The organism is Burkholderia sp. MSMB1072, assembly GCF_001524725.1.
Classification (GTDB): domain Bacteria; phylum Pseudomonadota; class Gammaproteobacteria; order Burkholderiales; family Burkholderiaceae; genus Burkholderia.
Genome location: NZ_LOYC01000036.1, coordinates 19,471 through 40,980, shown reverse-complemented (window position 1 = coordinate 40,980; position 21,510 = coordinate 19,471). Strand labels below are relative to the sequence as shown.

Here is a 21,510-nt window from a genome sequence, read left to right as displayed (position 1 = left end):
AAGCAAAGGGGATCACATGAACATGCCATTCAGGAAGATGCTGGTTTGCGCGGCCATCGCCGCCTGTGCGACGCTGGGCGTCGCGACATCGTCGGCCGCCGCTGCGCCGGCCGATCCGTCGACGGACGAGCACATCGATCCGCAGATCCGGACCTTCCTTACCGCACTCAACAAGGACAGCAGTCCGTTCTGGGAGTTGCCGCAGCCGAAGCCGCAGGAAATCCTGACCCATCTGCAGGACCAGACGCCGGTCGACCTGTCCGGCGTCACGACCACCGAGCGAACGATCACCGAAGACGGGCGCACGGTGAAGATCTACATCGTGAAGCCGACCCACGTCGAAGGCAAACCGGGCGTGCTGCTGTTCATCCATGGCGGCGTCTGGATCGTCGGCAATTTCGCGAACCACCGGCGTCTCGTGCGCGACCTCGTGGTCGGCTCCGGCCAGGTCGCCGTTTTCGTCGAATATACGCCGCTGCCGCAGGCGAAATTCCCGACGCAGCTCGAGGAATCGTATGCGGCGCTGAAGTGGGTTGCCGCCAACGCCGGCCAGTTCGGCGCCGACGGTTCCCGGATCGCGGTGGCCGGAAATTCGGTCGGCGGCAACATGGCCGCGGCGCTGACGTTGATGGCCAAGGACCGCGACGGCCCGAAGATCAGCTACCAGGCACTGCTGATTCCGGCGACCGACGCCAGCGTCGATACCGATTCGTATCGCACTTACGCGACGGGGCGATTCCTGGCCCGGGCGTTCATGAAATATGGCTGGGATCTGTATGCGCCCGATGCGAAGGCCCGCGACAACCCGTACGTGTCGCCGCTGCGTGCAAGCAACGATGAACTGAAGGGGCTGCCGCCCGCGCTCGTGATTACCGCGGAGAACGATCCGCTGCGCGACGAAGGCGAAGCGTACGCGCGCAAGCTGAAGGACGCGGGCGTCAGTGTCGCGGCCGTCCGTTACAACGGCACGATCCACGATTTCGTCCTGCTGAATGCGCTGCGCCACGTGCCGTCGACCGAGGCCGCGCTGGAGCAGATCAGCGCCGGCATCCGCGAGCATATCGGCCAGTAACGCCGGGCACGGGCCGGCTGCGGCGTTCGCGTCGAGGCCGGCCTGCTTGCGACCTGACACGCGACTTGACGCGCCGCCTTCGCGCGGTGCGCCGGCCGCAATGAGCGTTTCAGGTCAGGCCGTAGGATGCGGCGCCGGTACCCGCGAGTTTGCCGCCTTCGACGATCAGGTATTCCGGACGAATCGGTTTGCCTTCGAGAAAGCACTGCAGGATCTCGAGCGTGCCCGCGGCATAGCGCGCTTGCGCGGACAACGACGTACCCGAGATGTGAGGCGTCATCGCGGCATTCGGCATCGGGCGCCACGGATGATCGGGCGGGGCTGGCTGAGGAAACCACACGTCGCCGCCGTAGCCCGCGAGGCGGCCGGATTCGAGTGCGCGCACGACCGCGCCCGTGTCGCACAGCCGGCCGCGCGCCGTGTTGATCAGATACGCGCCCGGCTTGACGTGGCCGAACATCTCGTCGTCGAACATGTGTTCGGTCGACGGATACAGCGGACATTGCAGATTGATCACGTCGCAGACCTGCACCAGCGATTGCGGCGTGCAATGGTAGACGAGCCCGAGTTCGCGCTCGAGGTCGGACGAGAGGCGATGGCGGCTCGAGTAGTGCAGGTGCACATCGAAAGGTTTCAGTCGCCGCAGCACCGCGAGACCGATGCGTCCCGCGCCGATCGTCCCGAAGTGCATCCCTTCGAGATCGTAGCTGCGGCTCACGCAATCGGCGATGTTCCAGCCGCCGTTCACCGCGTCGCGGTGGGCCGGCAGAAAGTTGCGAACGAGCGCGAGTACCGTCATCACCACGTGCTCTGCCACGCTGATGCTGTTCGAGAAGGTTTGCTCTGCGACGACGATGCCTCGCTCCGTCGCGGCCTGCAGATCCACGTGGTCCGAGCCGATGCCTGCCGTGAGTGCAAGCTTCAGCTTGGTCGCTTTCGCGATCCGCTCGCGCGTCAGATAGGCAGGCCAGAACGGCTGCGAAATGACGACATCCGCGTCGGGCAGGTGCTGTTCGAAGAGGGAGTCCGGCCCGTCCTTGTCGCTGGTCACGACCAGTTCGTGGCCATGCGCTTCCAGATACGGCCGCAGGCCGAGTTCGCCGGATACGCATCCCACCAGCCTGCCCGGCCTGAAACCGGGTTCGCCTTGCGGCGACGGCAATCGTTGTCCGCCCGGATACGCGGCGATGGCCGGTATGTCGTCGCGAACGTAATGCGGCGGGTAGCCGGCCGTCGGGTCGGGGTACAGCACACAGAGCACTTTCGCCATCGTCTTCTCCTGGGGGCACGGCCTTTCGTCTGCAGAAAGGGTTCTCGCCGCAGCTTAGGAGAGGCGTCTGGGGTGTCGTTCCATCGCCGCACGGATTTTTCCGAATCGCATGGGAGCGCATCGCGACTGCGGCAGGCGCACCTGCACGATGCCGTCAGCCTTGCACCGACGGAAGCGTGACGTGAAAGGTCGTGCCGGACGGCTCGTGGCAATGCGCGCGCAACTGGCCGCCGTGCGCGGCGACGATCGAATGCGCGATCGACAGGCCGATGCCCATCCCCGTATCCTTGGTCGTGAAGAACGGCTCGAAAAGCCGGTCCATATGGGCGTCCGGCACGCCGGGCCCCGAGTCGCTCACGCGGATTTCGACGCTGCGATCGCCCGTGTTCGACGTCGAGATGACGAGCTTTCGACGCCCCTCGTTGACCGCCTTCATGGCCTCGATCGCGTTGACGATCAGGTTGAGGATGACCTGCTGAAGCTGGACGCGGTCGCCGACGACGCGCGGTGACGGCGTCGCGAGGATCGTTTCGATACAGACGCCGTGTTTTTCCGCGTCGCGCCGCGTCACGAACAGAATGTCCCGAATCGCCACGTTGACGTCCACCGTCTCTTCGCGCACGGGCGATTTGCGGACGAAGTTGCGGATGCGGTCGATGATGTCGCCCGCTCGCAGCGCGTCGCGGACGATCAGATCCAGCGCCTTGGCCGCCCGGTCGACGTTCGACGGCCGGGCGGCCAGCCATCGCAGCGCGGCGTCGGCATTCGCGGCCATCGCGGCAATCGGTTGCTTGACCTCGTGACTCATCGTGGCGGTCAGTTGCCCGACGGCCGACACGCGGTTCGCGTGCGCCAGTTCCTGCTGCATTTCACGGAAGCGGCTCTCGCTTTCCCGCGCGCGCGCCTCGGCGCGCTTGCTTTCGCTCAGGTCGAGGACGAACGCGACGCCGTCCTGACCGGTGGACGAGAACATCGCCGCGCCGACCAGAATGGGCGCGCGGCTACCGTCCTTCCGGAAGTACTCCTTTTCAATCGGAGGCAGCACACCGGTTTCACGAAGGGTCGGTTCGTGGATCTGCAAATCTGCCCCGATCCATTCCGGCGGCGTCAGCGATCGCCAGTTCAACTGTCCGCGTTCCAGTTCCTCCCGGCTATAGCCGATCAGGTCGAGGAGGGCGGAATTCGCTTCGACGATCGTTCCGTCGAGCGCATAGATGAAGATGCCGATGATGTTCGCGTCGACGAGCCGGCGAATCCGCGCTTCGCGCTCGGACAGTTCGCGATACAGGCGCGCGTTCTGCAGCGAGATCGCCACCTGCGACGCGAGCACGCCGAGCGCCGCAAGGCGCGCCGGCGCGAACACGCCGGTGGCGAGCCTGCTCTCGAGATACAGCACGCCGGTCAGTTCGCCCCCGCGCGCGAGCGGCATGCACAGGATCGAACGCACGCGTTGCGCGACCGTATAGGGATCGGCCGCGCAGATCGGCTCCCTGGCGGCATCGGGAATGGATACGGTTTCGCGCGTTCGCAGCACGTAGTTGATTGTCGCGATCGGCAGGCGACGCGCTTCGAGCGGCGAGCTTTCCTGCACGACGGTCACCGTATCGTCGTGCACGGTCGCTTCCGCGCGGATACTCGCGTCACTGCCACCGTCGCCCGAAGCGAGGATCAACAGCCCGCGGTTCGCGCCGGAATGGGTGAGCGCGGCCCGCATGAACGTGTCGATCACCTTCTCCGGAACGATCTCCGACGATACGCGCTGCGACACATCGATCAACATCGCGTAATCGATCTCGCCCGCCGTCGACCGGATCGTTTCGCGGCGATCGCGGTGGCCCGTCTCCGACGCGAGGTGCGGGTACGCCTCGTCGAGATGACGGACCTTCGCATCGGCGCCCCAGCGCATGTATCCGTGACGCGCATGCCGCACATACGCGTCCGCGATGATGTCGAAGCCTCGCTCGCGGTAGAAGCGCGAGGCCAGTTCGCTGGCGATGGCTTCCTGATGCGGGAAGTCGTTCGTGCGTGCCGAACGGATCGCGTGCTCGTACAGATTCTGTGCGTCGACCGTACGCGATTCGATACGTGCGTGTTCCGCGCCGAGCAGTGCCGCGCGATGCTCGAAGTTTGGACGAAACTGCTCGGACAGCATGTCGATACGCGCCTTATGCGCGACGAAGCGCGCGAGTAGACTGGCGCGCTCCCGGGGCGCCGCGTCGTCGATCGCGGTGGCCAGCGTGAGCGCCGCATAGAAGTGGAACTCGGCCTCCTCCAGAAACATCGACGACGTCCAGATCAGCGTGTGCGCACGCCGCAGCGACTCGAGCGCCGCTTCGCGATCGGCAAACAGATAGCGTGCCTGCAGCTTTCTCGTCCAGTACCAGCACTCGGCGATCGCGAGTCCCGGATTGGCCGCAAGACGCGCTTCGAATGCGTGCTCGACAAACGCTCCGTCGTCGAACGATCCCGGTCGTCGCGTCTGACCGCGCAACGTCCGGACCAGCGCGAGCTGCGTCGACAGGATGTCGACGATGAGACCATGCCCCGCCTGGCGGGCGAACGCGATACCGCGCTCGACTTCGTCGCCGACGGCTGTCAGCGGATCGCCCGCGAACAGGCAGTTCGTATTCAGGCCCGTGAGCGAATACGACGCGTACAGGAGGTCGCCTGCCTTGTTCGCCGCGGTGAACGCGCGCCTCAGCGCGTCTTCGGACAAACGCACGTGCGTCATCCAGCGCAGCGTGAAGAAGACGAACACCATGCAGGTGCTCGCATGGAACCGGTGTTGCGGATTGCGTTCGGCGATCCGGTAGCCGGCCTGGCCGAACCGGATACCGAGTTCGAAATCGCCGAAGCGCGGGCCGGCGATCCGGCTCAACGTGCCATACGCTACGCACGACGCTTCACAGTTGCCTCCGGCGAGGCTGAGGTTGATGGCCTTGCACGTGATCAGCGAATTCAGATTGAAATCGGTGAAGCACGCGGCGGACAGCAGGCGCGTCAATACTTCGAGCGTGGTCAGCCCCACCGGATCGGTCATCGAGGGCAAGCCGACGATGTCGTCGATCGTCAGACTGGCCGCGCGGCGGCGAAGCGCTTCGTATTCGTTCCGGACGTCGAGATCGGACGGATGCGCGGAGGTATCGATGCCCACGTGGCGCAGGAATCCGAGCGCAACCCTGATCGCGTCGCCGCTTCGATCGAGTGCCGTATAGACGTCCATCCGGCGGACGGCGACGCGACCGCGATCGATCACGTCCAGCGTGTCAACGTGGAATGTCGCAAGCCGGCGCTCGGCCGCCGCGAGGTCGCCGGTCAGGAACTCGCATTCGGCGAGTTCCATCTCGAATTCGAAGCGAATGCCGGGCCAGCGTGTGTCCGGCACGCGGGCCAGCAGGTCGACGCCTGCGTGCAGATAGCGCAGTGCGGCGCCGTACGCGGCCGACGCCTTCGAGCGGATGCCGGCGCGCAGGTCGAGCATCGCCACTGCGTACCGCTCGTCCGCCGACAGCGCGTCGCTGCCGGCCCGCTCGAACTGTGCGACAGTTTCGTAGAGAAGTGCGTCGTCGTGGGAGTCGGGCAAACACGGCAGCAAGCGCCGACCGACGTCCCGGTGCATGTCGGCTCGTGCTGCTTCGGGAATCAGCGAATACGCGGCTTCCTGGACCCGGTCGTGCACAAACCGATACGTGTTGCCGACGCATTCGACCAGTTGGTGCCGAATCGCGGGCCGAAGCTCCGCCTGCAATGCGTGTTCGGTCACGTGCCTGGCGATCGCAAGGCTGCGCACGGTCGCGCTGTTCCCGAGGCAGGCGAGTGCGCGGAGCGCGTCCTTGCATGCCTCGGGCAGGCGTTCGAGCCGCGCGGACATGAGGTCCGCGACGTTGTCCGTCAACCGCGCGCGCCTGACGGTCTGTACGTTCCATGACCACTGTCCCGTGGATCGGTCCATCCGCAGCACGTTCTCGTCGGCGAGCGCGTGCAGGAACTGGACGACGAAGAACGGATTGCCGGCCGTCTTTGTGTGCACGATGCGTGCAAGCGACGCCACGCGCGTGTCGCGGGACTGAAGGACGTCGCCGACGAGGGCGCTCGCCTGCGGAACCGTCAAGGGCTGTAGCCTGATTTCATCGACCGCGACGCCGGTCGACCTGATTCGCGCGAGTCGCCGCGGCAACGGGTGTGCGAAGTCGATCTCGTTGTCGCGGTACGCGCCGATCAGCAGCAGATGGCGCAGCCCGGACCGGCTGCATATGCTTTCGAGCAGATCGAGCGTCGCCGCGTCGGCCCACTGCAGGTCGTCGACGAACAGCACGAACGGCGGGTTCAGTCGCGTGAAGACCTGAATGAAGCGGTGCAGCACGAGCTGAAAACGCGCGTGCGCCTGCGGTAGCGGCAGCTCCGGCACGGCCGGCTGTTCGCCGAGCAGCAGCGTGAGGTCGGGCACGAAGTCGGTGATCAGCTTGCCGTTCGGTCCGAGTGCGTCGACGACCGCACCGCGCCATCGGCGCAACACGTCGTCAGGTTGCGTCAACAGCGACTTCGTCACACTTTTCAGCGCGAGCGCGATAGCCGCATAAGGCGTGTCGCAATTGTGCTGATCGCACTTTCCGACCGCGAAAGTGCCGTGCGACGGTCCGACCGCCGCTTGCAGCGTACGCACCAGCGATGACTTGCCGACACCGGCGTATCCGGAAACCAGCGCGAGTTCGATTGGCCCGCCGTGCACGATCCGCTCGAACACGCGCGTCAGCCGCGCGAGTTCGTGCTCGCGGCCGTACAGCCGGGCCGGGCCCGACAACCGGCTCGGAAAGTCGGCGTCGCCGAGATCGAACGAATGGATCGTTGCATCCGCAGACCACTGCGCCGCACATCGGAGAAGATCGCGCTCGAGCCCGACCGCACTTTGATAGCGTGCTGCGGGCTCCTTCTCCAGCAGCTTCATCACGATTGCAGACAGCTGGACATGGACGCGTTCGGCGCGCAGATGCGGTGGTACGGGATTTCGGGCCGTATGGCAGTGTATCCATTCCGTTGCGCTCGTGGCCATGAAGGGCAGCGTGCCGGTCAGCATCCGGTAGAGCATCACGCCGACGCCGTACAGATCGGTGCGGCCGTCGATCGGGTGATTCAGCCGTCCCGTCTGCTCCGGCGCCATATAGGCCATCGTGCCCGCGATGATGTCCGGCGGACTCGTACGCTCGCGGTCGCTCGGTATGTCGGACGCGATTCCGAACCCGGTGATCCTGACGTGATCGGTCGCGCCGTCGACGTACAGGTGCGCCGGTTTCAAGTCACGGTGCACGATGCCGGATGCATGCATCCGGTGCACGGCCGCCGCGATCCTGGTCGCGAGCTTCAGGAAACGCTCGATCGGCAGCGTTGCGCTCAGCAGATGTTCGAGCGGAACGCCGCCGGAATCTTCGAGAACGAGCGCGATGCGATCGCCTTGCCGCTGCAGCTCGAGCGGCCGCACCGCCCATCCGCGGTCGAGCTTGTCGCGGATCCGGAATTCGTTCAGCAGGCGCTCGAACGCGGCCGCGTTCGATGCGCCGCCTTTCGGCCGCACGATCAACACCGGGGTGCGGTGGCCATGTCCGTCGGTCAGCACGGTGCGGCCATAGGCGAGATCCTCGTCCTCGAACACCACGGAAACGGCAAGATCCGCGGCGCAGCGTGCCGTTGCCGGAAAGGATGGCACCGGAGGTGTCGGCGCGCGGTCCGCATCTTCAGCCCGGCCGGAGAAGGAACGGCTATTCGACGATTCTTTCATGGCGAACCGCGCTTCCGGTCGATTCGCCCCGCGTCGTCGTCGGCAACCGAATTCGCTTGCCGACGCGTGTCACGCATGATCGACCAGCCGGCTCTCGCGATCGACCAGCCCGAGCGCGTTGGCCTTCAGCACGAAATCGGCGAGCGACTGCGATTTCATCTTCTTCATCGCCTGGCCGCGGTGCAGTTTCACCGTGATTTCGCTCAGGTTCAGTGCCGTCGCGATCTGCTTGTTGAGCAGGCCGTTCGCGACCATCGCCATGATCGTGCGCTCGCGCGGCGTCAACGAGGCGTAGCACGCGCGCAATATCGCGGCCGAGCGATCGACTTCACGTCGCCAGCGGTCGCTTTCGAGCGCGCGCGTGACCGCGTCGATCATGTCCTGCCCGCGGAACGGCTTTGCCAGGAAGTCCACCGCACCGGCTTTCATGGCCTGAACCGACATCGGAATGTCGCCGTGTGCGGTCATCAGGACGACCGGGATACGCAGTTCGCGCGTGATGTGTTCCTGTACGGCCAGCCCGCTTTGTCCCTTGAGCCGGACGTCCAGGACGACGCAGCTCGGTACGTCGGGCAAGTCGAGCGCCAGGAAGGCCGGTGCGGCATCGAACGACCTGACGCGCAGCCCGACGGAGTCGAGCAACGTTTCGACCGCTTCACGCATCGCGCTGTCGTCGTCGATCACGAAGACGACGGGATCGGCCGTCTCGCCGGTCATACTGGTCATATCGCCCTCCGCCCGTGAAATCCCGAATAGAAGCATACGCGTCCGATGTTTCCGTTCAACGGCTCGGTACGAACGCGTCTGCATTTTATGTCCAAATCGGGAATCGAACGATCGTATCAAAAAGGCGCTGCGCGAGCTTTGCGCCGGCCCGGACAAGACTTGCTCGGGCCGGCTGCGGTGTGCCGCTTCATCCCTGCAATGTCCGGCCGCCAGCCGTCGCTCGTCGACCCGTCTTGCCGATCTCGGGAGCCTGACCGGTATCGGCATGCGCGATGTCGAAAGAAGTTGGCCTGTATTGCGACGTCGCCGATTCCGGCGGGTCGCAGGCGGGTAGCGTATCGCTGTACTTTTCGTCATGGGAAAAGCCTGCTCGTGGAACGACGATCGGTATCCCGGTGGTCGTTGTCGAGGGTCACGCGGCCGTGCCACGCCGGTAGTCGCCGGTGGTATTCAGATCGATCATCCGCGCGGTGTTCTCACGGCGCTCGATGATGCGCACCGGCCATTGTCGCTCGATCAACGCGCGCAGAGCGCAGCCAACCTGCCGACGGTGATGATGGCCTGCTCGATCGCAGCCGACCACGCGCTGCTGTAGTTCAGCCGGATAAATTGCCTATACCTGTCCGAAGCCGAGAACATGTGCCCAGGCCCGATCGTGATTCGGTGCTCCAGCGCGAGTCGATAGAGTTGCATCACGTCGATCTTGGCCGGCAATTCGACCCAAAGTACATAGCCTCCCGCCGGGCTCGAAATCCGCGTGCCTTCCGGAAAGAACCGCGACACGATCGTACGCATCAGGTTCGCCTGCTGCGCGTAGACCTTGCGCAAGCGCCGCAGGTGATGCTCGTACCCGTCGCGTTCCAGAAACTCCGCGATCGCGAGTTGTGGCAGAGACGGCGTCGCGAGCGTGTTCAGGAATTTCAGGTTCTCCACCTGATCGCGGTATCGGCCCGGCAGCGCCCAGCCGATCCGGTACGCAGCGGTCAGGCTCTTCGAGAACGACGTGCAATGCAGAACCAACCCATTTCTGTCGTACGATTTCAGCGTGCTGGGATGCGCATTTCCGAAATACAGTTCGTTATACACGCCGTTCTCAATGATCGGAATTCCGGTCTTTTCGGCAAATCCCACGAGTTCGCGCTTGCGCGCGTCGGGCATTTGGAAGCCGAGCGGATTCTGAAAATTCGGCATCACGATGCAGGCGGCAATCGGCTGTGATTTCGCCATCTCGGTTAGCGCTGCAATTTCGATCCCGTACTCGGGATGTGTCGGCACTTCGACCGTTTTCATTCCCATCCGCTCGATGGCATGCAGCATTGAACAAGCAGTCGGGGATTCCACCGCGATGACATCACCCGGCTTTGCAACTGCCTGTAGGCACAGATTGAGTGCCTCCGTCGCGCCGACCGTCACGACGATTTCATTCGCATCGACCGGCATACCGTTCTCCAGATGACGACGCGCAATCTGCCGTATAAGGCGTGGATGGCCAGGCGGCAGCCCGTCTGCAACGTCCCAGGGTGACTTGTCCCGGCCCGCAGCGTATGCATAGCGATTCAGCTTCTCGAACGGGAAAAGGTCCGGAGCGGGGTAGGGAGAGCCCAACGGCACGGCATCATCGGTGCCCAGCGTGCGCAGCGTTGAAAGCACCAGCCGGCCGATGTCATCGGGAGACGAACTCGGTGGCGGCTTCGAAGGCTGAAGTCCTCGCATGTGTCGATCCCCGCCATCGGCATGCAGGCGCACGAAATAACCCGACTGTGGCCGGCTTTCCAACAAACCGCGATTCTCGAGCAGACGGTATGCATGGAGCACGGTCGTGATACTCATCCTGTGCTGTTGGCTAGCTTGGCGAACCGACGGCACCCTGTCGCCGTGTTGGTACACACCCTGAAGAATGAGCCGTTCAATGTCGTCTGAAAGTTTCTTGTAGAGGTTCACTGGGCAAAGGACACAAGGTAGGTTTTTGGGGCGTGAATGAAGAACGTTCGCACAATGGTGGCTTCCGGCCGCACGCGCGGCTGTGCGTCGCCGGATTGCATATCCGTTGCGGCGACGGAAAATCGATTGGAGCGTTGGATGGGATGACCGCACGTCGGTCAAATTTCACCCATCGTCGACAGAAAATTTGGGTCGTACGACTGCGTTGCGCCATGCGCGCGTGAAATCGCGGCTGACCGACTCGTACACGTCGCTGGAAATCGACTGGTCGCGGTACAGACGCTCGATGCGATCGCGTCCCGCGTTCAGCGCGACGAGTAGCAACATACGTCGCTCGAGTTTGCCGGTGTACTGGCCGAAATTCTTCCGCATCTCGGCGATTGCTTCTTCGGTTCTGTCGATGCGGCCGTCAAGAATTGCGGAGAGCGTCTTCGTCGTTTCAGGGCCGAGTAGCGGCTGAAGGCTGGTTTCGGTATAGCGACGGAGTTGTTCCAGCACGGCGCCCCGGCATATGAGTAATTCGAACCGGTTCTGGAGCGCACGAGAGAATGGCCAACTGACCTTCAACCATGAATGGAGCCACCGGGCAGCCCGATAGCTCCATCTGACCTGCAGAATTTGTGCCGCCGCCTGCCGATATGCGACGCGCCCGCCATGCCGGACTGCTTCCGTCATCGAGCCTGCGTTCGCAATCATGCGATCCAGATTCGCGACCGAGATGATTCCGTTGCCGTACCGCGGGATGAGATCGCCTTCCCTGCGCGCAACCGCGAGTAAGCCGGCCGTCAGCCGGTCTTCGTCGGTCGTCGCGACGTCGTCGCAGTGCAATAAGTTATCGAGCGATATGCTTTGGTGATAGGCATCGATTGCGTCGCATGCGAGATTCGGGTCGATCCGAAGAGACCGCGCTGACGCGCGCACGAGCCCGTCGATTTCCGTCCCTGCAATGCCGACGACGCGTTCCTGCAGCGCCATGTCTTGCGGCGAGAGGCGATCGAGCCCGAGAAAGCGAATCAGGGGGCGGAGCGTCGATCCATTGACGACCAGCGAAAAGAGGACGAAACCGGTTGCCAGCACTGAAACGAAGCGACGTGCAGGTTCAGGCAACGCCGCGTTGCCCTCGATACCGAGCGCGAGAATGATGGTGACTGCTCCGCGTAAGCCGCCCCAGGTGATCACCAGCCTGAAGGAACGCGTGACGGCATTGCTTAACCCTAGACGGGACACCGAGGGAAACACGCCAAACAGTACCGCGAGCCGGGCGGCAAGTGCGGCGATGATGACCGCCCCGAGCGTCAGGATATCGGACGCTCGGGCGGCTCTCAACAGACCGGGCACGCGTATCGTCGCGAGAAGGAATACAAGCGTGCCGGCAATTCCGGCCACCTGTTCCCACATGAGTTGAAGATGCGACCAATTGCGCGGGGTGAGCCGAGTCCGTCCCAGCCCGCCGATCACGAGTCCCGCCGTTACGACAGCCACGACGCCAGAGACATGGAAGAACGTGTTGCCGAGAATATAGAGCGGGTAGGGAACCGCCAGGGTCAGCGTCAGCTCAGCCTTTCCTTCGCCGCCAAGGTGAACGAGTGCCCAGGCAAGCATGCGTCCCACGGCCATGCCCAGCATCGCACCACCAACGAATGAAGTAGCAAAGCCCTGCGATATCTCTGCGACCGTCTGTGAGACCGAATCGGCATTGTGCGATGCCGTGAGCAGGACCGTTGCGATCGAAATCGCGGCGGCATCGTTCAGTAAGCTTTCACCTTCGACGAGGCGTACGAGCCGGCTGGGCGCCGTCACGCTGCGAAATACGGCAAGGACCGCCGATGCGTCGGTCGTGGCGACAATTGCGCCAAGCAACAGACCGTCCCTGGACGGTACGTTTGCGGCGAATGACGCGACGAACCCGATCGATACGGTCGCTACAAACACGCCGATGATCGCGAGAATCAGAATCGGCAGCCAATCGCCGAGTATCTCGCGAACCTCGACACGCAATGCCGCTTGGAATAGCAGCGGTGGCAGAAACAGCGTCAGGCACATGTCCGCTGAAAGCGGCCCTGCGACGACCGGGTCGACAAACGCAAGCGCCGGCTCCGGAATCCACGCATGCATCGCGAGAAATATCGCTCCGAACAGAATGCCGACGAATGACACCACGAACGTTTGAGGCAGAGCGAACGAAACACTTGCCGCCTGGACGGCGCCGGTTACCGCGACAAGCATCGAGCCGAGCAACAGAATCTCTGTCGGCATCAGCGGTTGCGCCGAATGGCGCGGCGTCCTCTTTCGCACGGGCAGACCGCGAACCAAGCCGACAGCGGGCGGCGCTCGCTTTCCGTCACGTTGCTTGTGTCGATCTTCATGACTCGGGTTCCTCTGGTCCAGGTGAAAGGGAGGGCTGATTTCCACTCTGCGGCGTCGCCCATACTGTATTCGTCGCGCGCAGGCAGATTTTCCAGAAATGCACGAGATCGGCGATTCGCTCGTGCTGAATGAGGAATCCAGTCGCGCCGTCGTGCGAATTCGAAAACGCGCTGCCAATTTCGACATCGCAGTGTGAGAAGGGCGGCAATATGCCTTCGTGTCCGAGGATGTGCGGTTAGGGCACGTGCTTGGCGGGCTGCGGCGATTGCGTCGGCCCATGAGGACCGGAGTTGCCGCGATTTCTGGACTGACTGGAGTGAATGATGGAAACATCGAAATGGATCGCCGGAGCATTTATCGCAGCATCGCTTGTATCCGGCGCGATGCCTGCCGACGCACAGATCGCCGGCAGCGAGGTGGTCGGCGTGAGCATCGAACAGGCCAGTCTCGTGGTGAACGGCTGGAGCGCAAGGAAGAGTCTGCTCGGCAAGGCAATCTACAACGACCGCGGTGAGAAGGTAGGGGTACTGCACGACATCATCGTCACACCCGACGACGCCGTTTCATTCGCGATCGTCGCGGCGCACCAGTTCCTTGGCGTGTCTGCGCACGACGTTGCGGTGCCTGTCACGCAGATCGACTTCGTCGGCGGCAAGCTCGTCTGGGCCGGCGCGACGCGGAATGCGCTCAAAGCCATGCCGGTGTTTCAGTATTCGAAAGTGCGAGCTACACCGATTGCACGCACGGAATACGCGCACCACTGATGCGGGAGAGAAAATCCTCCGCGTCAAGTTTTCAGCATAACGATCAAGCTGTCTAAATCGACAAAGGTCACGCTAGTCACGGGCGCATCGGGCGGTATCGGAAGGGCGGTCGCGCTTCGGCTCGCTGCTGCCGGATTCGCGGTCGTTGGTCGCCGCGCTGAAAGTTCGCCGAGACCGATGCGGTGGTCTCCGAGATCGCGCGTGGTGATGGTTCAATTTGATTCTGGGGCGATTGAAAAATGCAAAAAGATAATGCAAAACTGTCGTTGGTCCCGCCGTTCACGCATGAGTCTGCGGTAGCGAAGATCCGCGCTGCCGAGGATGGATGGAACTCTCGCAATCCCGAAAAGGTTTCTCTCGTTTACTCGATCGATACGGTGTGGCGAAATCGCGCAGAATTCATTTCTGGTCGAGCTGAAGTTTGCGCGTTCCTCGAGCGCAAATGGCGGCGTGAGCTCGATTATCGGCTTATTAAGGAACTGTGGGCCTTCTCGAATGACCGTATCGCGGTACGTTTTGCCTATGAATGGAGGGATGATGCAAACAACTGGTTTCGTTCATATGGCAATGAAAATTGGCTGTTCGATCCGGATGGCCTGATGCATTATCGCCATGCAAGCATCAATGACCTGCCGATCAGGGAGGCCGACCGAAAATTTCACTGGCCGCTCGGTCGACGTCCGGACGACCATTCAGGATTGACTGAGTTAGGGCTCTGATTTCGAGGGGCCGGGGTGATGCCGTTTCGGGCACCGAGAAAGCGGCGGGCGAGTTCGGCCGCGCACTTGACGTCATGTCCTTTGGCGGCATTCGCTACAGCGGGATGGGGGCGTACAACGGCAAGGCGGGTTTCGATGCGCCGAGCAACCCCAATCGATGCTGATCAGCGTTCCCGATGCGATGTTCGACGTATTCCGCCTTATGCGGAAAAGGACATCTGCAGGATACCCGGCGTCTTCGTATAAGGTGGAAACAATGCATACGCTCTGGACGATCGTCGCCGGCGTGCTTTTGCTGGCCGTGTTCCTGTTGTTTGGGCAGTTGTGGGGCGTGCAGGCGGCATCGCCGGCATTCGCCGCGAAGGCGTTCGTGCCTGTCTGGCTCGGTATCTCGCTGGTCAATCTGTGGGTCGGCGTGTATCGAGCCGGATACGGCGTGCGCGAGGAACTGCCGGTGCTCGCGATCGCGTTCGGCGTGCCGGCCCTCGTGGCGGTAACCGTCGCGCTGCTGTTGCCGCGCACCTGAATCGAAACATGGCGACGAGTCGGGTGATCGCGCGTCCGTCGCCGACGTGCTTCCACGATGCCGCCCGTCATTCCGGTGCCGTGAAGATCGATCAGTCTTGGCTGCGCCGCTGGTCCAGGACGTCCTCACGTTCCGTGATCGATGCAGGGCCCGTGCAATGGTTCGCGAAACCGTGCGGCTTACCGCGTGTGACCGCCCAGCCCGACTTCGGCGTGCTGCTTCATCCCTATAATGATGGACCGTGAGCCGTCGCTCATTGACCCGTTGCCGATATCAGGAGCCTGATCGATGTCGTTGCGCACCGATGCAAACTTCTTCCTTCTTCTTGCCGACTCCTACCGCCGGCTGCTGAACCGCCCGCTCGTTCCCGACGGCATGAGCGCATCCGACGGCGCCGCGTGGTTGTATGGCGTGGCACCGTTCGGCATCCTGGCGCACGACGCGTCGGCCGATCCGGTGTTCGTGTACGGCAACAAGCGCGCGCAGGCGATTTTCGAATACGACTGGGACGAACTGACGGCGTTGCCGTCACGGCTGTCGGCGGAACCGATGGAGCGCCGCGAGCGCCAGTTGTTTCTCGACAAGGTGGCGCGCGACGGCTTCGTGTCCGAATACCGCGGCGTGCGCGTCACGAAGTCCGGCAAGCGTTTCTGGATCGAGCGCGCGACCGTGTGGCAACTCATGGACGCAGACGGAATCGTGCGCGGCCAGGCCGCGATGATTCCGGAAGTGCGGCCGCTCGACGCGACGGCATGAACGCGATGGTCGGCAGACATGCGGCGCGCGTTGCGCACCCGTGCCGTGCCCGATCAACGGGCGCCCGGTCGCACCCGACATGCGCCAGCGCCCGGATGACAAAACCGTAATCGAAGCCTCACCTTCAGGAAAGCGCGCGAATCGCAGAATGGACACAACTCCTCATCGCGTCGATGCGGAGCGGATGTCCGGCCTGATCTGCGGACGCAAACATGCCATCTTGTGAGGTGAACATCATGACCAACCTGATTCGTGCAGTCCTGCTTTCCTGTGCGCTGAGCGCACCGATCGTCGCCTTTGCGCAAACCACCGACCATGAGCTCACGCGTGCCGACGTGCGCGCCGATCTCGTCCGCGTCGAAAAGGCCGGTTACCGGCCGATCGGCAGCGATCCTTACTATCCGGAAGACATCCAGGCCGCCGAGGCGAAGGTCGCCGCGCAGCAAGCGCAATCGGCCGCTGCACGGCCGACCGACGCTGCAAAGCCCGCGACCTCATCGTTCGCGTCGCTCGACGCGCAGCAGTTGTACGAGCATCACTGAACGCGACGATCGACCGCCGCCCGCGGTGCCGGCGGCGGATCGGTCAACGGCACGCATGCCGCCGCGATTCAGTGCTCGCCCTTCTCGAGTACGTTCTGCGTGAGGGCGACCGACGGAATCGTCGGCTTGAACAACGCACGGCGCGCGCGGCGGCTCAACCACTTCCAGCCGGCCACGAGCAGCAGCGCGACCAGCGGGATCGATGCAATCGTCCATGTCCCGTTCGGGTAGTCGAAGGCCATCAGCACCAGCACGCCGAGCAGGAACAGCAGCGTGAGCCACGATGTCACGGGCGCGCCCGGCATCCTGAACGAGACGTCGTCCGCCTCGCCGCGCCGGACCGCGGCGCGGAACCTCATCTGGCACACGACGATGAAGCCCCATGTGCTGACGATGCCGAGCGATGCGATGTTCAGCACGATCTCGAACACGCTCGACGGCACGAGATAGTTGAGCAGCACGCCGACCACATAGATCGCGACCGTCACCAGAATGCCCGCGTACGGGACGGACTGCGCGCTCATCCGCGCGAGGAACGCGGGGGCCGAGCCGCCCATCGACAGCGCGCGCAGCACGCGCCCCGTCGAATACAGGCCGGAGTTCAGGCTCGACAGCGCGGCCGTCAGCACCACAAGGTTCATCACCGAACCGATGCCCGGCACGCCGAGCGCGCCGAAGAACGTGACGAACGGGCTCTGGCCCGCCTTGTACGCGCTCCACGGCAGCAGGCAGACCAGCAGCACGACCGATGCGACGTAGAAGATCGCGATGCGCCAGATCACGTTGTTGATCGCGCGCGGCAGCACCTTGCGCGCGTCCTTGCATTCGCCGGCGGCCGTGCCCACCAGTTCGACGCCTGCGAATGCGAACACCACGCCTTGCACCAGCACCAGCGCCGGCATCAGTCCGTGCGGAAAGAACCCGCCGTTGTCGGTGATCAGCTGCATGCCGGTGCCATGGCCGGCCACCGGCATGCCCGTGCCGAGGATCGCCGCGCCGATCACGAGAAACAGCACGATCGCGGCGACCTTGACCAGCGCGAACCAGAACTCCATCTCCGCGAACCACTTCACGCCGATCAGGTTCATCGTCGCGACGATGCAGAGCGCGACGAGCGCGAAGATCCACTGCGGCACGGCCGCGAACGGCGCCCAGTAATGCATGTAGAGCGCGACGGCGGTGATGTCGACGATGCCGGTCATCGCCCAGTTCAGGAAGTACATCCAGCCCGCGACGAACGATGCCTTCTCGCCGAGGAATTCGCGCGCGTACGACACGAAGCTGCCGCTGCTGGGGCGATGCATCACGAACTCGCCAAGCGCACGCAGGATCAGGAACGAAAACGCGCCGCATACGAGATAGACGATCGCGAGCGACGGGCCGGCGGCCTGCAGCCGGCCGCCGGCGCCGAGAAAGAGCCCGGTGCCGATGGCCCCGCCGATCGCGATCATCTGCACCTGTCGATTGCCGAGGGTCTTGTGATAGCCGGCTTCGTGCGATTCGAGCCAGCTGCGTTTGTCGGTTTCGCCGGTTGTCGACGGTTCGGGAATCGATGCCATGACGGTATCCTCGCGCACGGATGGGATTGGAATCATCCCGATCGCGGGACGATCGGGACCACCGGTACCGGCGGACCGGCGCGCGCAAGCAAGCGCACCCGTCCTGTTCGCGATTCGCCGGGTGTGGCGAAAGGCACGGTACGTCGCGAACGTATTCAGCCGTAATTCCCGTCACAAACGGCATGCAAAATTGGACTGCGTCTGTTCGAATCCGTGCATAGGGGCCTCGGCGGCGGGTGAACCAACTGGGTAATTTGGTGCGCCGGCGCGCACTGCGAGGGCAACCGTTGCCGAAGGTGCCGGCTCATGCACCGAAATGAGGAATGCGGTACACCGAAAGGTTCGCCGAAATTTCCGTCTCGCGCCGGTGCGGCCGGCGTTTTGCGGCAATGGCCTGGTTTTTGCTGGAGTGGTTCGGCCGCGCAATCGTTGCGCGCTGCCCGACGACATACCAGACAAGGAAGATTCACCGTGAGCCCGACGACCCGACCGTTCCCCCGACGCACCTGGCTGGCTGCACTGATCGCCGCCCCCGTGATCGCGCTGTTCGCCGCCGCGCCGGCCCATGCCGATGCGCTCGACACCATCGCGAAAAACGGCACGCTGCGCGTCGCGGTGCCCGAGGACTATCCGCCGTTCGGCTCGGTCGGCACGGACATGCAGCCGCAGGGCTACGACATCGACATGGCAGGACTCCTCGCCAAGGCGCTCGGCGTCAAGCTGAAGCTGGTGCCCGTGAACAGCGCGAACCGGATTCCGTACCTGACGACCAACAAGGTCGACATGGTGATCTCGTCGCTCGGCAAGACGCCGGAGCGCGAGAAGGTCATCGATTTCTCGAGCGCTTACGCGCCGTATTTCCAGGGCGTGTTCGGGCCGTCCGACGTGAAGGTGAGCGCGCCCGCCGACCTGTCCGGCAAGACGGTCGGTGCCACACGCGGCGCGCTCGAGGAGATCGCGCTGTCGCAGCTCGCGCCGAGCGCGACGATCAAGCGCTTCGAGGACAACAATGCGACGATCCAGGCGTTCCTGTCGGGGCAAGTCCAACTGATCGCGGCCGGCAACATCGTCGCGGCGGCGATTCTCGCGAAGAATCCGCCGCGCCGCCCCGAGGTCAAGTTCGTGATCAAGAATTCGCCGTGCTTCGTCGGCGTCAACAAGAACGAGCCACGCCTGCTCGCGAAGATCGACGATGCGATCGCGCATGCGAAGCAGGACGGCACGCTGGGCGAAATGTCGCGCAAGTGGCTCGGCCAGCCGTTGCCGGCCGGACTGTGACGAAACGCCGTGCCGCGTGACACGGCGCCGCGGCCGGGATGCCCGGCGCGGCACGTGTCGTTGTCCGAACCCGAACTTATCCCGTTCCCATGAGCTACCAGCTTCAATTCGGCGAGCTTGCCGAGTACGCCGGCGTGTTCACGAGCGGCGCGGCGATCACGCTCGCGTTGACCGCGGTCGCGACCGTGCTCGGCGTGGCACTCGGCGTGCTCGGCGCGGCCGCGTACAGCGCCGACGCGCGCGCAGCCGTGCGATTGCGCCCGCTGATCGGCGCGTACGTCGAGGCGATTCGCAATACGCCGTTCGTCGTCCAGCTGTTCTTCATCTTCTTCGGCTTGCCGGCGCTCGGCGTGCATATCGACGAATACACGGCCGCGATCCTTGCGATGACGCTCAATCTCGGCGCGTACTCGGTCGAGATCGTGCGCGCGGGCGTGGCCGCCGTGCCGAAAGGGCATCTGGAGGCGGCGTCCGCGCTGGCGATGTCGCGCGCGCAGATGTTGCGCCACGTCGTGCTGCCGCAGGCGCTCGCCAAGGTGTTTCCCGCGCTGTCGAGCCAGATCGTGATCACGATGCTCGGTTCGGCGGTCGTGTCGCAGATCTCGGTGGCCGACCTGACCTATGCGGCAAGCTACATTCAGTCGCGCAACTTCCGCGCATTCGAGACGTACTTCGCGATCACGCTCGCGTATCTGGCGATGGCGCTGCTGCTGCGCGCCACGCTCGGCGCGATGGGCCGCCGCCTGTTCTCCCGGCGCGTGCGAGGTGCGCGATGATCGATTTCACGCTTGGGCAAATTCTCGCGAACCTGCTGCTGGCCGCGCGCTGGACGATCGTGCTGTCGATCGTGTCGTTCGTATCCGGCGGCCTCGTCGGCCTCGGGCTGCTCGTGATGCGCGTGTCGAATTCGACGGTGCTGCGCGGCGTCGCGAAGCTCTATATCGAAGTGTTCCAGGGCACGCCGTTGCTGATGCAACTGTTCATCGTGTTCTTCGGCCTGCCGCTCGTCGGGCTCGACGTTTCGCCGTGGGTCGCGGCCACGGCCGGGCTCACGTTCTTCACCAGCGCGTATCTGGCCGAAATCTGGCGCGGCTGTGTCGAGGCGGTGCCGAAAGGGCAGTGGGAGGCGTCGGCGAGCCTGGCGATGGGTTACGTCGAGCAGTTGCGTCACGTGATCCTGCCGCAGGCCGCGCGCATCGCGGTCGCGCCGACGGTCGGCTTCGGCGTGCAGGCCGTGAAGGATACGGCGCTGGTGTCGATCATCGGCTTCACCGAGCTGACGAAGGTCGGCATCGCGATCTCGAACGCGACGTTCCGGCCGTTCGTCGTATATGGCCTCGTCGCGCTGATCTATTTCGCGCTCTGCTATCCGCTTACCCGTTATGCGCGCACGTTGCAAAGGAGATGGCATGCCGCTCGTTGAAACCCGGGGTGTCGAGAAGAATTTCGGTACCCATCATGTGCTCAAGGGCATCGATCTGTCCGTCGAGCGCGGGCAGGTCGTATCGATCATCGGCCGCAGCGGCTCGGGCAAGAGCACGCTGCTGCGCACGCTCAACGGGCTCGAGAGTATCGACGCAGGCACGATTTCGGTCGACGGAGAACGCGTCGATGCACGGCACGCGGACCTGCGTGCGCTGCGGCTGAAGGTCGGCATGGTGTTCCAGCAGTACAACCTGTTTCCGCACCTGAGCGCCGGGCAGAACGTGATGCTCGCGCAGTCGGTGGTGAAAAAGGCGCACCGTCAGCAGGCACGTGCGATCGCAGAGCTGATGCTCGAGCGTGTCGGCCTCGGCGACAAGTTCGACGCGTTTCCGGAACACCTGTCGGGCGGCCAGCAGCAACGCGTCGCGATCGCGCGTGCGCTCGCGATGAAGCCGAGCGTGCTGCTGTGCGACGAGATCACGTCCGCGCTCGATCCCGAGCTCGTCGGGGAGGTGCTGGGGGTCATCGAGCAGCTCGCGCGCGAGGACATGACGCTGATCATGGTCACGCACGAGATGAACTTCGCGCGTGCGGTGAGCGACAGGATCGTGTTCATGCACCAGGGGCGTGTATGGGAGAGCGGCACGCCCGACGAGATCTTCGAGCGGCCGCAGACCGTGGAGTTGACGCGGTTTCTGGGCACCGTCCGACACACGGCGCCGTTGCGCGTCGACTGACGCTGCCGTGCGGCCGGGCCGCGACCGGATGACAAGACCGTAATCGAAGCCTCAC

17 protein-coding genes are annotated in these 21,510 nt (G+C 63.9%); 11 read left to right on the top strand and 6 right to left on the bottom strand.

Annotated elements, in window-relative coordinates:
• The first annotated feature begins 16 nt into the window (after positions 1–16).
• The gene (locus WS89_RS20675) at positions 17–1,072 is read left to right on the top strand and encodes an alpha/beta hydrolase (RefSeq protein ID WP_059793096.1); all 1,056 of its coding nucleotides are present in this window, start codon (positions 17–19) and stop codon (positions 1,070–1,072) included.
• 109 nt (positions 1,073–1,181) lie between these two features.
• Here WS89_RS20675 and WS89_RS20670 read toward each other — a convergent pair whose 3' ends face one another.
• From WS89_RS20670 to WS89_RS20650, 5 genes are all read right to left on the bottom strand, one after another.
• The gene (locus WS89_RS20670) at positions 1,182–2,342 is read right to left on the bottom strand and encodes an NAD-dependent formate dehydrogenase (protein WP_059793094.1); all 1,161 of its coding nucleotides are present in this window, start codon (positions 2,340–2,342) and stop codon (positions 1,182–1,184) included.
• 154 nt (positions 2,343–2,496) lie between these two features.
• A complete protein-coding gene (locus WS89_RS20665) occupies positions 2,497–7,992 on the bottom strand; it encodes a trifunctional serine/threonine-protein kinase/ATP-binding protein/sensor histidine kinase (RefSeq protein WP_257128190.1) in 5,496 nt (1,831 codons plus the stop codon).
• Between the two features lie 192 nt (positions 7,993–8,184).
• Positions 8,185–8,832, bottom strand: coding sequence for a response regulator transcription factor (locus WS89_RS20660; RefSeq protein ID WP_082741918.1), 648 nt, complete (start codon positions 8,830–8,832; stop codon positions 8,185–8,187).
• A gap of 525 nt (positions 8,833–9,357) precedes the next feature.
• Positions 9,358–10,782 carry an aminotransferase-like domain-containing protein gene (locus WS89_RS20655; RefSeq protein WP_059793088.1) on the bottom strand — a complete coding sequence of 475 codons (1,425 nt, stop codon included), beginning with the start codon at positions 10,780–10,782 and terminating at the stop codon, positions 9,358–9,360.
• Positions 10,783–10,947: 165 nt separating this feature from the next.
• Complete coding sequence (locus tag WS89_RS20650; RefSeq protein WP_059793086.1) at positions 10,948–13,038, bottom strand: cation:proton antiporter; 2,091 nt, start codon at positions 13,036–13,038, stop codon at positions 10,948–10,950.
• 434 nt (positions 13,039–13,472) lie between these two features.
• Here WS89_RS20650 and WS89_RS20645 point away from each other — a divergent pair, with 434 nt between their 5' ends.
• From WS89_RS20645 to WS89_RS20630, 6 genes are all read left to right on the top strand, one after another.
• Positions 13,473–13,913 carry a PRC-barrel domain-containing protein gene (locus tag WS89_RS20645; protein ID WP_059793084.1) on the top strand — a complete coding sequence of 147 codons (441 nt, stop codon included), beginning with the start codon at positions 13,473–13,475 and terminating at the stop codon, positions 13,911–13,913.
• A 36-nt stretch (positions 13,914–13,949) separates the two neighbouring features.
• The gene (locus WS89_RS34270) at positions 13,950–14,213 is read left to right on the top strand and encodes an SDR family NAD(P)-dependent oxidoreductase (protein WP_082741916.1); all 264 of its coding nucleotides are present in this window, start codon (positions 13,950–13,952) and stop codon (positions 14,211–14,213) included.
• Complete coding sequence (locus WS89_RS32850; protein ID WP_082741915.1) at positions 14,153–14,632, top strand: nuclear transport factor 2 family protein; 480 nt, start codon at positions 14,153–14,155, stop codon at positions 14,630–14,632. The genes WS89_RS34270 and WS89_RS32850 overlap by 61 nt, the downstream gene beginning before the upstream one ends.
• Positions 14,633–14,888: 256 nt before the next feature.
• Positions 14,889–15,158 (top strand): hypothetical protein, encoded by a 270-nt coding sequence (locus WS89_RS20640; RefSeq protein ID WP_059793082.1) that lies wholly within the window; start codon positions 14,889–14,891, stop codon positions 15,156–15,158.
• A 288-nt stretch (positions 15,159–15,446) separates the two neighbouring features.
• A complete protein-coding gene (locus WS89_RS20635; RefSeq protein WP_059793080.1) occupies positions 15,447–15,914 on the top strand; it encodes an MEKHLA domain-containing protein in 468 nt (155 codons plus the stop codon).
• Positions 15,915–16,150: 236 nt separating this feature from the next.
• Positions 16,151–16,456: a DUF4148 domain-containing protein gene (locus WS89_RS20630; protein ID WP_059499808.1), complete on the top strand. Its 306-nt coding sequence runs from the start codon at positions 16,151–16,153 to the stop codon at positions 16,454–16,456.
• Positions 16,457–16,524: 68 nt separating this feature from the next.
• Here WS89_RS20630 and ansP read toward each other — a convergent pair whose 3' ends face one another.
• Positions 16,525–18,015, bottom strand: a complete 1,491-nt coding sequence (ansP, locus tag WS89_RS20625; protein ID WP_059793078.1) for an L-asparagine permease — start codon at positions 18,013–18,015, stop codon at positions 16,525–16,527.
• A gap of 471 nt (positions 18,016–18,486) precedes the next feature.
• On the opposite strand from ansP, the gene WS89_RS20620 reads away from it, so the two are divergent.
• The 4 genes from WS89_RS20620 to WS89_RS20605 all read left to right on the top strand — a co-directional run bounded on the left by WS89_RS20620 (position 18,487) and on the right by WS89_RS20605 (position 21,455).
• Positions 18,487–19,293: a transporter substrate-binding domain-containing protein gene (locus WS89_RS20620; protein ID WP_059793076.1), complete on the top strand. Its 807-nt coding sequence runs from the start codon at positions 18,487–18,489 to the stop codon at positions 19,291–19,293.
• An 89-nt stretch (positions 19,294–19,382) separates the two neighbouring features.
• Positions 19,383–20,069 (top strand): amino acid ABC transporter permease, encoded by a 687-nt coding sequence (locus WS89_RS20615; protein WP_059793074.1) that lies wholly within the window; start codon positions 19,383–19,385, stop codon positions 20,067–20,069.
• Positions 20,066–20,716: an amino acid ABC transporter permease gene (locus tag WS89_RS20610; protein WP_059793072.1), complete on the top strand. Its 651-nt coding sequence runs from the start codon at positions 20,066–20,068 to the stop codon at positions 20,714–20,716. Before WS89_RS20615 ends, WS89_RS20610 begins: the two co-directional genes overlap by 4 nt.
• Positions 20,703–21,455: an amino acid ABC transporter ATP-binding protein gene (locus WS89_RS20605; RefSeq protein WP_059499790.1), complete on the top strand. Its 753-nt coding sequence runs from the start codon at positions 20,703–20,705 to the stop codon at positions 21,453–21,455. Before WS89_RS20610 ends, WS89_RS20605 begins: the two co-directional genes overlap by 14 nt.
• Positions 21,456–21,510 lie beyond the last annotated feature (55 nt).